Raw genomic sequence first — 15,514 nt, 5'->3', positions numbered from 1 at the left:
CCCCGGCGGCTGGTGAGCACCAGGTGCTCGGCGCCACTGCGGGCCAGCCAGCGCGCCACATGGGCGCCCAGCGCCCCCGTACCGCCGGTGACCAGCGTGGTCCCGGACGGCTTCCAGGACCGTACGGCGGGCGTGCCGCTCAGCGGGGCGCGCACCAGGCGGCGTACGAGGAGCCCGGTGGCACGGATCGCGACCTGATCCTCGTCCTCGGCGCCTGCGGTTCCGGCCAGCGCGGTGACCAGCCGGGACAGCGCCCGGTCGTCGGCTGCCTCGGGCAGGTCGACCAGACCGCCCCAGCGCTCCCCGTGCTCCAGCGCGGCCACCCGGCCCAGGCCCCAGACCAGCGCCTGCTCCGGCGCGTCCAGCGCCTCCGCACGGCCGACGGACACCGCGCCACGCGTGGCGGACCACAGCGGCGCGCCGATCTCGGCGTCGCCCAGCGCCTGCACCAGCGCGTACTGCGCCACCACCCCGGCCGGGACGGAGCCGTGCAGCGGGTGCGGACGGCCGTCCAGCGCCAGCAGCGACAGCACACCGGCGAACGGGATGCCGTCGGTGTCGGCGAGCGCGGTGCGCAGCCGTTCGGCCAGCTGCTCCCGGCCGTCGGTGGCGGTGTCCACCACGATCTGCCGTACGTCGGCGCCGCGTTCGGCGAGCGTACGGGCCGCACCGGTCGCCCACGCGCCCTCGGCGGCGGACTCCGGCACCACCAGCAGCCACGCGCCGGACAGCCGCGCGGACTGCCCGGCACCGGCCTGCCTGTCGGCGAGTGGCTTCCACGTCACGCGGTAGCGCCAGCCGTCCACCGTGGACTGCTCGCGCGCCTGCTTGCGCCACGCCGCGAGGGCGGGCAGCAGCGCGCTGACCTGCTCGTCGCCGTCGACGGCCAGTTCGGCGGCCAGCGCCTGCCAGTCCTCGCGGTCGACGGCGTCCCAGAACCGGGCCTCGACGGGGTCGGGGGCGGTGGCGGGTGCCGTGCCTGCTTCCAGCCAGTAGTGCTGGTGCTGGAAGGCGTACGTGGGCAGCTCGACGCGCTGCGCGCCGGTGCCGTCGTACACCGCGTCCCAGTCGACCTGGACGCCGCGTGTCCACGCCTCGCCGAGCGACGCCCAGAAGCGGTCGAGGCCGCCCTCGTCGCGGCGCAGCGAGCCGATCGCGGCCGCGTCCAGACCGGCGTCCTCGGCCGTCTCCTGGACGCCCATCATCAGGACGGGGTGGGCGCTGGACTCGATGAACGCCCCGAAGCCCTCGTCGAGGAGGCGGCGTACCGCGCTCTCCAGCTCGACGGTGCGGCGCAGGTTGGTGAACCAGTACGCGGCGTCCAGCTCCGGACCCTCGACCCACTCCCCCGTCACCGTCGACAGGAACGGCACCTGAGCGGCCTGCGGCCGCACCGGGGCGAGAAGCTTCAGCAGCTCATCGCGCAACAGCTCCACCTGGGCGGAGTGAGAGGCGTAATCCACCGGCACCCGGCGGGCCCGGACGCCGTCCGCCTCGCAGGACGCCAGCAGCTCATCCAGCGCGGCCGGCTCACCGGAGACCACCACGGCCGACGGACCGTTGACGGCCGCCACCGAAACGCGCTCCTCCCCCCACGCCGCGATCCGCTCCCGTACCTCGGACACCGGCAGCGCCACGGACACCATGCCGCCCTTACCCGCCAGCACCCGGCCGATCGCCTGGCTGCGCAACGCCACCACACGCGCCGCGTCCCGCAGCGACAGAATCCCCGCCACACACGCGGCCGCGATCTCACCCTGCGAGTGGCCCACCACGGCGGCCGGTTCAACGCCGAAGGAACGCCACAGCTCCGCCAGCGACACCATCACCGAAAACAGCACCGGCTGGACCACATCGACGCGCTCCAGCGACGGCGCACCCTCCGCGCCGCGCAGCACCTCCACCAACGACCAATCGGTGAACTCCGCGAGCGCCGCCGCGCACTCCTCGATCCGGGCGGCGAACACCGGGGAGGCCTCCATCAGCCCCACCGCCATGCCCGCCCACTGCGAGCCCTGCCCCGGGAACACGAACGCCGTGCGGCCGCCGACGACGGCCCCCTGCGCCACGCCCGACGCCATGCCGCCGTCGGCCAGCGCCCCCAGCCCGGCGAGCAGTTCGTCGCGGTCGCGGCCCCGTACGACGGCGCGGTGGTCCAGCTGGGCCCGCGTCGTGGCGAGCGACAGGCCCACGTCCAGCGGGCGCGGCGCGGGGTCGGCCTCGAGGTGGTCCAGCAGCCGCTGCGCCTGGGCGCGCAGCGCGGCCGCGCTCTTGCCGGACACCGCCCACGGCACCACGTCGAGCTGCTTCGACGGGGGTTCCTCGGCGGGCGTCTCCGCGTCCTCCTCGGCGGGGGCCTGCTCCAGGATGGTGTGGGCGTTGGTGCCGCTGAAGCCGAAGGACGACACGGCGGCGCGGCGCGGCCGGTCGGTCTCGGGCCACGGTGTGGTCTCGGCGAGCAGCGACACCGCGCCCGCCGACCAGTCGACGTGCGGGGTGGGCTCGTCGAGGTGCAGCGTCTTGGGCAGGACGCCGTGGCGGATGGCCATGACCATCTTGATGATCCCGGCGACACCGGCGGCGGCCTGCGTGTGGCCGATGTTGGACTTGATGGAGCCGAGCAGCAGCGGCCGCCCCTCGGGCCGGTCCTGACCGTACGTGGCGAGCAGCGCCTGCGCCTCGATCGGGTCGCCCAGCGTGGTGCCGGTGCCGTGTGCCTCGACGGCGTCGACGTCGGCCGCGCCGAGGCGGCCGTTGGTGAGCGCCTGGTGGATGACGCGCTGCTGGGACGGGCCGTTGGGCGCCGTCAGCCCGTTGCTCGCACCGTCCTGGTTGACGGCCGAGCCGCGCACGATGGCGAGCACCGGGTGGCCGTTCCTCCGGGCGTCCGACAGCCGCTCCACGAGCAGCATGCCCACGCCCTCGCCCCAGCCGGTTCCGTCGGCGGCGGCCGCGAACGGCTTGCAGCGGCCATCGGCGGCGAGCCCGCGCTGGCGGCTGAACTCGGTGAACGTCGACGGCGTGGCCATCACGGTCACACCGCCCGCGAGGGCCAGCGAGCATTCGCCGTTGCGCAGCGCCTGCACCGCCATGTGCAGGGTCACCAGCGACGACGAGCACGCCGTGTCGACGGTGACGGCCGGGCCCTCCAGGCCGAAGGTGTACGACACCCGGCCGGACGCGATGCTGCCGGAGCTGCCGGTGCCGAGGAACCCTTCGACGCCCTCGGGCACGGAGTCGAGCCGCGAGGTGTAGTCGTGGTACATGACGCCCGCGAACACGCCGGTGCTGCTGCCGCGCAGCGCGGTCGGGTCGAGGCCCGCCCGCTCGAACGCCTCCCACGACGACTCCAGCAGCAGCCGCTGCTGCGGGTCCATCGCCATGGCCTCACGCGGCGAGATGCCGAAGAGGGTGGGGTCGAAGCCGCCCGCGTCGTAGAGGAAGCCGCCCTCGCTCACATAGCTGGCGCCCGCCTGGTCGGGGTCGGCGTCATACAGCGACTCGATGTCCCAGCCGCGGTCCGTGGGGAAGCCGGAGATGGCGTCCTCGCCGCCCGCGACGAGCCGCCACAGCTCCTCGGGGGTGCGGACGCCGCCCGGGTAGCGGCAGCTCATCGCGACGATCGCGATGGGCTCCTGGTGCCGCTCCTCGACCTCGCGCAGCTGACGGCGGGCCTGACGCAGGTCGGCGGTGGCCCGCTTGAGGTAGTCGCGAAGCTTGTCCTCGTTATTCACCATTGCGTCGGCTCCTTGCGAAGGGGGAGGTGGTGCTCATGAGTTCCGTACGCTCCCTTTCAGGAGGAGCCGAGTTCGTCGTCGAGCAGGTCGAAAAGCTCATCGTCGGTCGCTGATTCGAGGTCGTTGTCGTCGGTGGCGCCGTCGACGGCCGTGTCCTGCGCGTCGTTCCACTTCGCCAGCAGGGCCTGGAGGCGCATGGTGATCCTGGAGCGGGTGACGCTGTCGTCCGCGGCCCCCGCCAGGGCGGCTTCCAGCCGGTCGAGTTCGCCGAACACCGACGTGCCGCCGCCGTCCCCGTGCGGAAGTTCCGCGCGCAGATGGCCGACGAGGGCGTCGGGCGTCGGATAGTCGAAGATCAGCGTGGCCGGGAGCCGGAGGCCGGTGGCCGCGCCGAGCCGGTTGCGGAGTTCGACGGCGGTGAGCGAGTCGAAGCCCAGGTCCTTGAAGGCCGCGCCGGGTTCGATGGCCGCCGCGCTGCCGTAGCCGAGCACGGTGGCCACCTGGGCGCACACCAGGTTGAGCAGGAAGCGGTCCCGTTCGGCCGCGGACATGCCCGCGAGCTTCTCGGCGAGGCCCGTCGCGTCGTCCGCCCCGCCGCCGCCACCGGCCGCGGCGCGCCGCACCGGGGTACGGATCAGCCCGCGCAGCAGCGGCGCGACGCCCGTGGTGGACTGGGCGCGCAGTGCGGCGATGTCCAGGGCGGCGGGGATCAGCACCCCGTGGCCGGCGAGCCCGGCCACGTCGAACAGGGCCAGGCCCTCGGCGGCGCCGAGCGCGTTCATGCTGCCGCGGTTCATCCGCTGCCGGTCGGCGGTGGCGAGGGTGGACGCCATGCCGCCATCGGCCGTGCCCCCTTCGTCGTCCCACAGGCCCCAGGCCAGCGAGACGGCCGGGAGGCCCTGGCCGCGCCGGTACTGGGCGAGGGCGTCCAGGAAGGTGTTGGCCGCCGCGTAGTTGCCCTGCCCCGGGTTGCCGAAGACACCGGCCGCCGAGGAGAACAGCACGAACTCGGCGAGGTCGAGGCCGCGGGTCAGCTCGTGCAGGTTCCACGCCGCGTCGACCTTCGGCCGCAGCACCCGCTCGACGCGCTCCGGGGTGAGGGATTCGATCGTCCCGTCGTCGAGCACGCCCGCCGCGTGGAGCACGGCGGTGAGCGGGTGTTCGGCGGGGATGTCGGCCAGGACGGCGGCGAGCGCGTCCCGGTCGGCCGCGTCACACGCCGCCCAGGTGACCTGGGCGCCCAGCTCCATGAGTTCGGCCGCCAGCTCGGTGGCGCCCGCCGCCTCGGCGCCACGGCGGCTGGTCAGCAGCAGCCGCCTGGCGCCGCGCTCGCTCACCAGGTGGCGGGCCAGCAGCCCGCCCAGGGTGCCGGACGCGCCGGTGACCAGCACCGTGCCCGCCGGGTCGAGGCCGGGCACGGCCGCCTCGTCCAGCGCCGCCACGCGCGCCAGCCGCGGTGCGTACGCGGCCCCGGCCCGTACGGCGAACTGCGGCTCGTCCGACCGCAGCGCCGCGAGCAGCGCCGAGAGCAGCCCCGGGAGGGCGCCGCCGGCGCCACCGGCCGGGTCGCCGTCCACATCGGCCAGCACGAACCGGCCCGGGTGCTCGGCCTGCGCCGACCGCACCAGGCCCCAGAGGGCGGCGTGGCTGAGGTCGTCCACGCCTTCGGTGTCCTCCCCGCCCGTGACGGCCACGGCGCCCCGGGTGAGGAGGACCAGCCGGGAGTCGGCGAACCGCTCGTCGGCCAGCCACTCCCGGATCAGGGCCAGCGCCCGCAGCGTCACGGTGTGCGTGGCGGCCGCGGGGTCCCCGTCCCCGGACGTGCGCAGGTCGGGCAGGCACGGTACGAGGACCACGTCGGGCGCGATCCCCTCGGCCTCCACCGCCTCGCCGAGGGCGGGCAGGCCCGCGTAGGTCTCGGCCTCGATCCCGGCGTCGGCCAGCGCCGCGGTGATCTTCAGGTCGCCGCCGCCGGTGTCCTCCAGGACGGCCCACGGTGCGCTGTCGTTCCCCTCGTCGGACACGGGCAGGGCAGCCCAGTCGACGCGGAACAGCGACTCATGGTGGCGGCCCGCGCGACCGGCGGCGAACTGCCCGGGGTCCAGCGGCCGGAGCGCGAGCGAACCGACCGACACCACCGGGGCACCGGTCTCGTCGGTGATCTCCAGCGCCACGGCGCCCTGCCCGGTGCTCTGCCCGGCCGGGGAGACCCGCACCCGCAGGGCGGTCGCACCGACCGCGTGCAGCCGTACGGCGTCCCAGGAGAACGGCAGCCGGGCCTGTCCCGCCTCTTCGGCCGCCCAGAACCCGCCCAGGCCCACCGCGTGCAGCGCGGCGTCCATCAGCGCCGGGTGGCAGGCGTACGCACGGGCCTCGCCCTGCTGCCCCTCGGCGAGTGCCACCTCGGCGAACACCTCGTCGCCGCGCCGCCAGGCGGCCTTCAGCCCCTGGAACACCGGGCCGTACGCGAGGCCGAGCGCGGCAAGGCCGTCGTACAGGCCCTCGACGTCGATCGGCTCGACGGCCGTGTCGTCGGTGTCGGCCGGGGGCCACTCCGCCATGCCGCTCGGCGCGGCAGCGGCCGGACCGGTGGCGGTGGCGGTGGCGAGCACACCGGCCGCGTGCCGGGTCCACGGCTCGTCGGCGGCGTCCTCCGGGCGCGAGTAGATGTGCAGCGCACGCCGTCCGTCGGCACCGTCGGGCTCGTCCACGGAGACCCGCAGCTGCACCGCGCCGCGCTCGGGGAGCACCAGCGGCGCTTCGAGGGTCAGTTCGTCGACCTGGTCGCAACCGACCTGGTCACCGGCCCGGACCGCCAGCTCGACCAGGGCCGTCCCCGGCAGCAGCACGGTGTCCATGACGGCGTGATCGGCCAGCCAGGGATGCGTACGGAGCGACAGCCGGCCCGTGAAGAGGAAGCCCTCGGAGTCGGGCAGGTCCACCGCCGCACCCAGCAGGGGGTGATCGGCGGAGCCGAGACCGGCCGACGCCACGTCGCCCACGGCCCCGGCGGGGGCCTCCAGCCAGTAACGCTCGCGCTGGAAGGCGTACGTCGGCAGCTCGACGCGGGACGCACCGGTCCCGGCGAAGAACACCACCCAGTCCACCGCCACGCCACGGACGTGCGCCCGGGCGATGGCGGCCGTCAGTGTCTCGGCCTCGGTCCGGTCCTTGCGGAGCGCGGATGCGAAGGCGGCGTCGTCGCCGGTCACGCACTCCTGCGCCATGGCGGTGAGCACACCGTCCGGACCCAGCTCGACGTACGTCGTAACACCCTGCGCTTCGAGGGCCCGTACGCCGTCGAGGAAGCGCACCGCCTCACGGACATGCCGCACCCAGAAGCCGGCGGTCGTGATCTCCTCGGCGGAGACGATGTCCCCGGTCAGGTTGGAGACGATCGGGATACGGGGAGCCTCGTACGACAGCCCCTCCGCTACCGCACGGAACGCGTCCAGCATTCCGTCCATGCGCGGCGAGTGGAAGGCGTGGCTGACCGTGAGCCGCTTGGTCTTGACGCCCTGCGCCTCAAAGCCCGCCGCGATCTCGACAGCGACATCCTCATCGCCCGCGATGACCACGGACGTCGGTCCGTTGAGGGCGGCGATGCTCACCCGGTCGGTGAGCAGCGGCAGCACCTCGTCCTCGGCGGCCTGGATGGCGATCATCGCGCCACCGGCCGGAAGCTCCTGCATCAACCGCCCACGAGCGGCCACCAACTTCGCCGCCTCCGCGAGCGAGAGCACACCCGCCACATGCGCGGCGACCAACTCACCGATGGAGTGCCCGGACAGGTAGTCCGCCTTCACACCCCACGCCTCGACCAGCCGGAACAGCGCCACCTCGATGGCGAACAGCGCAGGCTGAGTGAACCCCGTCTGGTCGAGCGCCGAGGCGTCATCGCCGAACAGCACGGTCTTCAGCGGCTGCTCAAGGTGCGGGTCCAGCGCGTCGCACACCGCGTCCAGCGCCTCCGCGAACACCGGATAGGCGTCATACAACTCACGCCCCATCCCCAGCCGCTGGCTCCCCTGCCCGGTGAACAGGAATGCCACCTTGCCATCGCTCGCCGAGCCCTCGACCAGCGCCGCCGAGGATTCCCCGCGTGCCAACGCCTCCAGGCCCGCGACCAGCGCGGCCCGGTCCTCGCCGACCACCACCGCACGGTGGTCCAGCGCGGCGCGCGTGGTCGCGAGGGAGTAGCCGAGGTCGCCCGGAGTGATCTCCGGGTGCTCGTCCAGGTGCGAACGGAGCCGTACGGCCTGGGCGCGCAGCGCATCGGCGGTCTTCGCCGACAGGGCCCACGGCGTCGCCCCAGGCGTGACTGCCACCTCGCGCGGTGCCTCGCCCTCGTCAACAACCGGCGCCTGCTCGATGATCGTGTGGGCGTTCGTCCCGCTGAAGCCGAACGACGACACCGCCGCACGCCGCGGACGACCCGACTCCGGCCACTCCCGCGCTTCACTCAGCAGCGACACCGCACCCGCAGACCAGTCGATGTGCGGCGACGGCTCATCCACGTGCAGCGTCCGCGGCAGGACCCCATGCCGCATCGCCATGACCATCTTGATGATGCCCGCGACACCAGCGGCGGCCTGCGTGTGGCCCATGTTGGACTTGATGGAGCCCAGCAGCAGGGGCTGGTCCGCGTCGCGCTCCTGGCCGTAGGTGGCCAGCAGCGCCTGCGCCTCGATCGGGTCGCCCAGCGACGTACCCGTGCCATGCGCCTCGACCGCGTCCACCTCGGCGGCGGACAGACCGGCGTTCGCCAGCGCCTGCCGGATGACGCGCTGCTGCGACGGACCGTTCGGCGCCGTCAGACCATTCGACGCACCGTCCTGGTTGACCGCAGAACCCCGCACCACCGCCAACACCGGATGGCCGTTCCTCCGCGCGTCCGACAGCCGCTCCACCAACAGCATGCCCGCACCCTCGGACCACCCCGTGCCATCGGCATCCGCCGAGAACGCCTTGCACCGGCCATCGCCCGCAAGCCCACGCTGACGACTGAACTCCACGAACGGCGCCGGAGTCGCCATCACCGTCACACCACCGGCCAACGCCAGCGAACACTCGCCATTACGCAGCGCCTGCACCGCAAGATGCAACGCCACCAACGACGACGAACACGCCGTATCCACCGTGATCGTCGGCCCCTCGAGCCCAAACGTGTACGCCAACCGCCCCGAAATCACACTCGCCGCGTTACCGGTGCCGACGAATCCCTCAACGCCTTCCGGCAGCGCCGGCAGCGAGGACGCGTAGTCGTGGTACATGACGCCCGCGAACACACCCGTACGGCTGCCGCGCAGCACATCCGGGTCGATACCCGCGCGCTCGAACGCCTCCCACGACGTCTCCAGCAGCAACCGCTGCTGCGGGTCCATCGCCAGCGCCTCACGCGGCGAAATCCCGAAGAACGTCGGGTCGAAGTGGCCCGCGCGGTCGACGAAGCCGCCCTCGCGGGAGTACGAGGTGCCGGGATGATCCGGGTCCGGGTGGTACAGGCCGTCGAGGTCCCAGCCACGGTCGGTCGGGAACTCGGAGATGGCGTCCCGGCCCTCCATGACCAGCCGCCACAGATCCTCCGGAGTCTCCACCCCACCCGGATAACGACAGCCCAGACCCACAATGGCGATCGGCTCATCATCAGCGGCCGACACCACCACCGGCCCGGCCACCGCAGCCGCCGTACCACCAAGCTCCGCACGCAAGAACTCCGCGAGCACCACCGGCGTCGGGTAATCGAAGACCAACGTCGCAGGCAGCCGCAGCTCACTCGCCGCACCCAGCGCATTCCGCAGCTCCACCGCCGTCAGCGAATCGAAGCCCAGATCACGGAAGGACTGGTGCGGCTCCACCGTGTCCGTCGAGTCGTGGCCGAGCACGGCGGCGACCTGGCTACGGACCACCCCGAGCAGGACGTCGAGCTGTTGGGCCTCGCCCAGTCCGGCCAGCCGCTGCGCCAACGCGCCCGCTCCGGCGGAGGAGCCCTCCGCCGCACGCCGCGCCGGCACCCGCACCAGCCCACGCATCAACGGCGCCACCACACCCGACGACACGGCCTCAGCCCGCACCGCCGCCAAGTCCAACCGCACCGGCAACAGCAACGCCTCACCCGCACCGCCAGCCGCGTCGAACAGCTCCAACCCCTCAGCAGCCGACAACGCCGCAACACCACCCCGGCTCATCCGGGACACACCGGTCTCATCCAGCTCACCGGTCATCCCGCTGGCATCGGCCCACAGACCCCACGCCAAGGACGTACCGGCCAGACCAGACGCCCTACGGTGCTGCGCCAACGCATCCACGTACGCATTGGCCGCCGCGTAATTGCCCTGCCCAGGGTTGCCGAAGACACCGGCGGCGGAGGAGAACAGAACGAACGCCGACAGATCCAGGTCAACGGTCAGCTCATGCAGGTTCCAGGCCGCGTCCACCTTCGGACGCAGCACCCGCTCCAGCCGCTCAGCGGTCAGTGATCCGATCACACCGTCGTCCAGCACACCCGCCGTGTGCACCACAGCCGTCAGCGGACGCTCAGCCGAAACCGACGCCAGCACCTCGCCCAGCGCATCCCGGTCCGCCACATCACACGCGGCCCACCGCACCTCCGCACCCAACTCAGCCAGCCCAGAGGCGAGTTCCGAAGCCCCGGGCGCATCCGCACCGCGACGGCTCACCAGCAGCAGATGCCGAACCCCGCGCTCCACCACCAAGTGCCGCGCCAGCAGACCACCCAGCGTGCCACTCGCACCGGTGACCAGGACCGTGCCCTCGGCACCGAAATCCGATACGGCATCCGCGGAGACCGCCCGCGCCAGACGCGGCCCCCGCAGCACACCACCCCGCACCGCCACCTGCGGCTCACCCGACGCCAGCGCACCCGACACCGCCGCACACGAATCAGCCGCACCATCGACGTCGACCAGCACGAACCGGCCCGGGTTCTCCGACTGCGCCGAGCGCAGCAGACCCCACACCGCACCGCCTGCCAGGTCCGCCACCGGCTCACCGGCCTGCGTCGCCACCGCGCCCTTGGTCAGCAGCACAAGGCGGGCGTCCGCGAAGCGCTCATCGTTCAGGTACGTCTGGATCAGCTCCAGCGCGTTGGCAGTGGCCTGGTGAACGGCGGCCGGACCGCCATCCCCATCGAGCGACGTGAAGTCGACGACCACCACATCGACCGACTCGATCGCCGCGCCCAAAGCGTCCAGATCCGCGTACGCGGCCACTCCCGCACCGAACAGGTCCTCGGAACCGAGCACCGCCCAGCCATCGCCCACCTGCGCCTTCGCAGCGGCCGCAGAGGCAACCTCGGTCCACTCCAGGCGGAACAGCGACTCCTGACGCCCGCCCCGCGCACCGCTGATCTGCTCAGCGGCCACCGGCCGCAACACCAGCGAATCCACCGACAGCACGGCACGACCCGCACCATCAGCAACCGCCAAAGACACCGCATCCGTACCAGCAGCCGACAGACGCACCCGCAGCACCGACGCACCCACCGCATGCAACGACACACCCGACCACAAGAACGGCAACCGCGCCCCGCCCTCACCATCGATCAGGCCACCCAACCCCACCGCATGCAACGCCGAATCCAGCAACGCCGGATGCAGACCGAACGCACCCGCCTCTTCGGCAAGCTCCAGCTCGGCGAAAACCTCATCACCCAGCCGCCAGGCGGACTTCAACCTCTGGAACACCGGACCATACGCCAGCCCCAGACCCGCCATACCCTCATACAGACCACCCAGCTCAACCGGCGTCGCACCCGCCGGAGGCCACACACCCAGATCAAACGACCCGGACGACGCACCCTCCACCAACGCACCCGAGGCATGCCGCACCCACGGCTCATCCTCAAGCCGCGAATACACCTCAATCGAACGGCGCCCAGCATCATCGGCCGCACCCACCGACACCTGAAGCTGAACACCACCCACTTCGGGAAGCACCAACGGCGCCTCCAGCGTCAGCTCCTCCACCAGATCACAACCGACCTGATCACCAGCGTGCACCGCCAGCTCGACAAAGGCCGTGCCCGGCAGCAACACCGAACCCATCACCACGTGATCAAGCAGCCACGGATGCGTCTGCACCGACAACCGCCCCGTCAACAGCAACCCATCACCACCCGCCAGCGGCACCACAGCCCCCACCAACGGATGATCCACAGGCGCCAGCCCCAGCCCGGCCGTGCCCGAGACACCGTACGCCGACGCCTGGGGCCAGTACCGGCGGCGCTGGAAGGCGTACGTGGGCAGGTCGACCCGAGCCGCGCCCGTACCGGCGAAGACCGCGTCCCAGTCCACCGCCACGCCCCGCACATGCGCCCGCGCGACAGCCGACAGCAACGCCTCAGCCTCGGGACGGCCCTTACGGCAGACGGACGCGAACACGGCATCATCACCGGTCACACACTCCTGGGCCATCGCGGTGAGCACACCATCCGGACCCAGCTCCACGAACGTCGTAACGCCCTGAACCTCCAGAGTGCGCACCCCATCAAGGAAGCGGACCGCCTCACGGACATGCCGCACCCAGAAGTCGGCCGTCGCGATCTCCTCGACGGACACCACGGCACCGGTCAGATTCGACACGATCGGAATGCACGGAGCCTCGTACGACAACCCCTCGGCCACCGCACGGAACGCGTCCAGCATCCCGTCCATGCGCGGCGAGTGGAACGCGTGGCTGACCGCGAGCCGCTTGGTCTTGACGCCCTGCGCCTCAAAGCCCGCCGCGATCTCGACAGCGGCATCCTCATCGCCCGCGATGACCACGGACGTCGGTCCGTTGAGGGCGGCGATACTCACCCGGTCGGTGAGCAGCGGCAACACCTCGTCCTCCGCTGCCTGGATGGCGATCATCGCGCCACCAGCCGGAAGCGCCTGCATCAACCGCCCACGAGCGGCCACCAACTTCGCCGCATCCGCCAGCGACAGCACACCCGCCACATGCGCGGCGGCCAGCTCACCGATGGAGTGGCCGGACAGGAAGTCCGCCTTCACCCCCCAGGCTTCGACCAGCCGGAACAGCGCCACCTCGATGGCGAACAGCGCGGGCTGAGTGAACGCCGTCCGGTCGAGCGCCGAGGCGTCGTCCCCGAACAGCACGGTCTTCAGCGGCTGCTCAAGGTGCGGGTCCAGCGCGTCGCACACCGCGTCCAACGCCTCCGCGAACACCGGATAGGCGTCATACAACTCACGCCCCATCCCCAGCCGCTGACTCCCCTGCCCCGTGAACAGGAACGCCACCTTGCCGTCCGCCACCGAGCCCTCGACCAGCGCCGCAGCGGATTCCCCGCGTGCCAGCGCCTCCAGGCCCGCGACCAGCGCGGCCCGGTCCTCGCCGACCACCACCGCACGGTGGTCCAGCGCGGCACGCGTCACCGCGAGCGAGTAGCCGAGGTCGGTCAGCGGCAGCTCGGGCCGCTCCTCCACGTGGGCGAGCAACCGCACGGCCTGCGCGCGCAGCGCATCGGCGGACCTGCCGGACAGCGCCCACGGCAGCACCCCAGGCGTCACCGCTACCTCGCGCGGCGTCTCGTCCTCGTCAACGACCGGTGCCTGCTCGATGATCGTGTGCGCATTGGTACCGCTGAATCCGAACGACGACACCGCCGCACGCCGCGGACGACCCGACTCCGGCCACTCCCGCGCCTCACTCAGCAGCGACACCGCACCCGCAGACCAGTCGATGTGCGGCGACGGCTCATCCACGTGCAGCGTCCGCGGCAGGACCCCATGCCGCATCGCCATGACCATCTTGATGATGCCCGCGACACCAGCGGCGGCCTGCGTGTGGCCCATGTTCGACTTGATGGACCCCAGCCACAGCGGTCCGTCGCCGTCGCGCTCCTGGCCGTAGGTGGCCAGCAGCGCCTGCGCCTCGATCGGGTCGCCCAGCGACGTACCCGTGCCATGCGCCTCCACCGCGTCCACCTCGGACGCCGACACACCAGCGTTCGCCAGCGCCTGCCGGATGACGCGCTGCTGCGACGGACCGTTCGGCGCCGTCAGACCATTCGACGCACCGTCCTGGTTGATCGCAGAACCCCGCACCACCGCCAACACCGGATGGCCGTTCCTCCGCGCGTCCGACAGCCGCTCCACCAACAGCATGCCCGCACCCTCGGACCACCCCGTACCGTCCGCGTCCGCCGAGAACGCCTTGCACCGGCCATCGCCCGCAAGCCCACGCTGACGACTGAACTCCACGAACGGCGCCGGAGTCGCCATCACCGTCACACCACCGGCCAACGCCAGCGAACACTCGCCGTTCCGCAGCGCCTGCACCGCAAGATGCAACGCCACCAACGACGACGAACACGCCGTATCCACCGTGATCGTCGGCCCCTCAAGCCCAAACGTGTACGCCAACCGCCCCGAAATCACACTCGCCGCGTTGCCCGTACCGAGGAAGCCCTCGACGCCTTCCGGTACGCGCTCCAGCAGCGAGGCGTAGTCGTGGTACATGACGCCCGCGAACACACCCGTACGGCTGCCGCGCAGCACACCCGGGTCGATACCCGCGCGCTCGAACGCCTCCCACGACGTCTCCAGCAGCAACCGCTGCTGCGGATCCATCGCCAGCGCCTCACGCGGCGAAATCCCGAAGAAGGCCGGATCGAAATGGCCCGCTTCCTCCACGAAGCCGCCCTCACGGGCATAGCTCGTACCGCTGTGGCCGGGGTCCTCGTGGAAGAGACCGCTCAGGTCCCAGCCACGGTCGGTCGGGAACTCCGAAATCGCGTCCCGGCCCTCCATGACCAGCCGCCACAGATCCTCCGGAGTCTCCACCCCACCCGGATAACGACAGCCCAGACCCACAATGGCAATCGGCTCATCATCAGCGGCCGACACCACCACCGGCCCGGCCACCGCAGCCGCCGTCCCACCAAGCTCCGCACGCAAGAACTCCGCCAACACCACCGGCGTCGGGTAATCGAAGACCAACGTCGCAGGCAGCCGCAGCTCACTCGCCGTACCCAGCGCATTCCGCAGCTCCACCGCCGTCAGCGAGTCGAAGCCCAGTTCACGGAAGGAGCGACCGGGTTCGACCGTCTCCGGGCCCGCGTATCCGAGCACCGCCGCGACGTTCGTGCGGACCAGGTCGAGCAGCAGGTCGAGCTGTTCGGCCTCGCCCAGCCCGGCCAGCCGCTGCGCCAACGCACCCGCCCCGGCGGACGAGCCCTCCGCCGTACGCCGCGCCGGCGCGCGCACCAGCCCACGGAACAGCGGCGGCAGCGCGCCGCCGGTCGCCTGCGCCCGGAGCGCGGCCATGTCCAGCGACATCGGTACGAGCAGCGGCTCGCCGAAGTGGCCCGCGGCGTCGAACAGCTCCAGCCCCTCGGCGGCCGACAGGGCGAGCACACCGCCCCGGCTCATCCGGGACACGTCCGCCTCGTCCAAGGCACCGGTCATCGCGCTGGAGTCCGCCCACAGGCCCCAGGCCAGGGACGTACCGGCCAGACCAGACGCCCTGCGGTGCTGAGCCAGCGCGTCCAGGAAGGCGTTGGCGGCGGCGTAGTTGCCCTGACCGGCGTTGCCGAACACACCGGCGGCCGACGAGAACAGAACGAACGCCGACAGATCCAGGTCCGCGGTCAGCTCATGCAGGTTCCAGGCCGCGTCCACCTTCGGGCGCAGTACGGCGGCCAGCCGCTCAGCGGTCAACGAGCCGATCACACCGTCGTCCAGCACACCCGCCGTGTGCACCACAGCCGTCAGCGGACGCTCAGCCGAAACCGACGCCAGCACCTCGCCCAGCGC

At 72.2% G+C, this 15,514-nt stretch carries 2 protein-coding genes; both read right to left on the bottom strand.

Going from position 1 to position 15,514, the window contains the following annotated elements; genetic code table 11:
• Positions 1-3,737, bottom strand: a 3,737-nt coding sequence (locus tag ABZ562_RS40580) for a type I polyketide synthase (protein WP_361490351.1), incomplete at its 3' end; no start/stop codon positions are given.
• A 56-nt stretch (positions 3,738-3,793) separates the two neighbouring features.
• On the bottom strand, positions 3,794-15,463 hold the full coding sequence (locus ABZ562_RS40575) for an SDR family NAD(P)-dependent oxidoreductase (protein WP_361490348.1): 11,670 nt from the start codon (positions 15,461-15,463) through the stop codon (positions 3,794-3,796).
• Positions 15,464-15,514: the final 51 nt, after the last annotated feature.

Source organism: Streptomyces sp. NPDC019937 (assembly GCF_040631655.1).
Classification (GTDB): Bacteria; Actinomycetota; Actinomycetes; order Streptomycetales; family Streptomycetaceae; genus Streptomyces.
The sequence above is the reverse complement of the archived record's forward strand: the minus strand, read 5'-3'. Positions and strand labels throughout refer to the sequence as shown.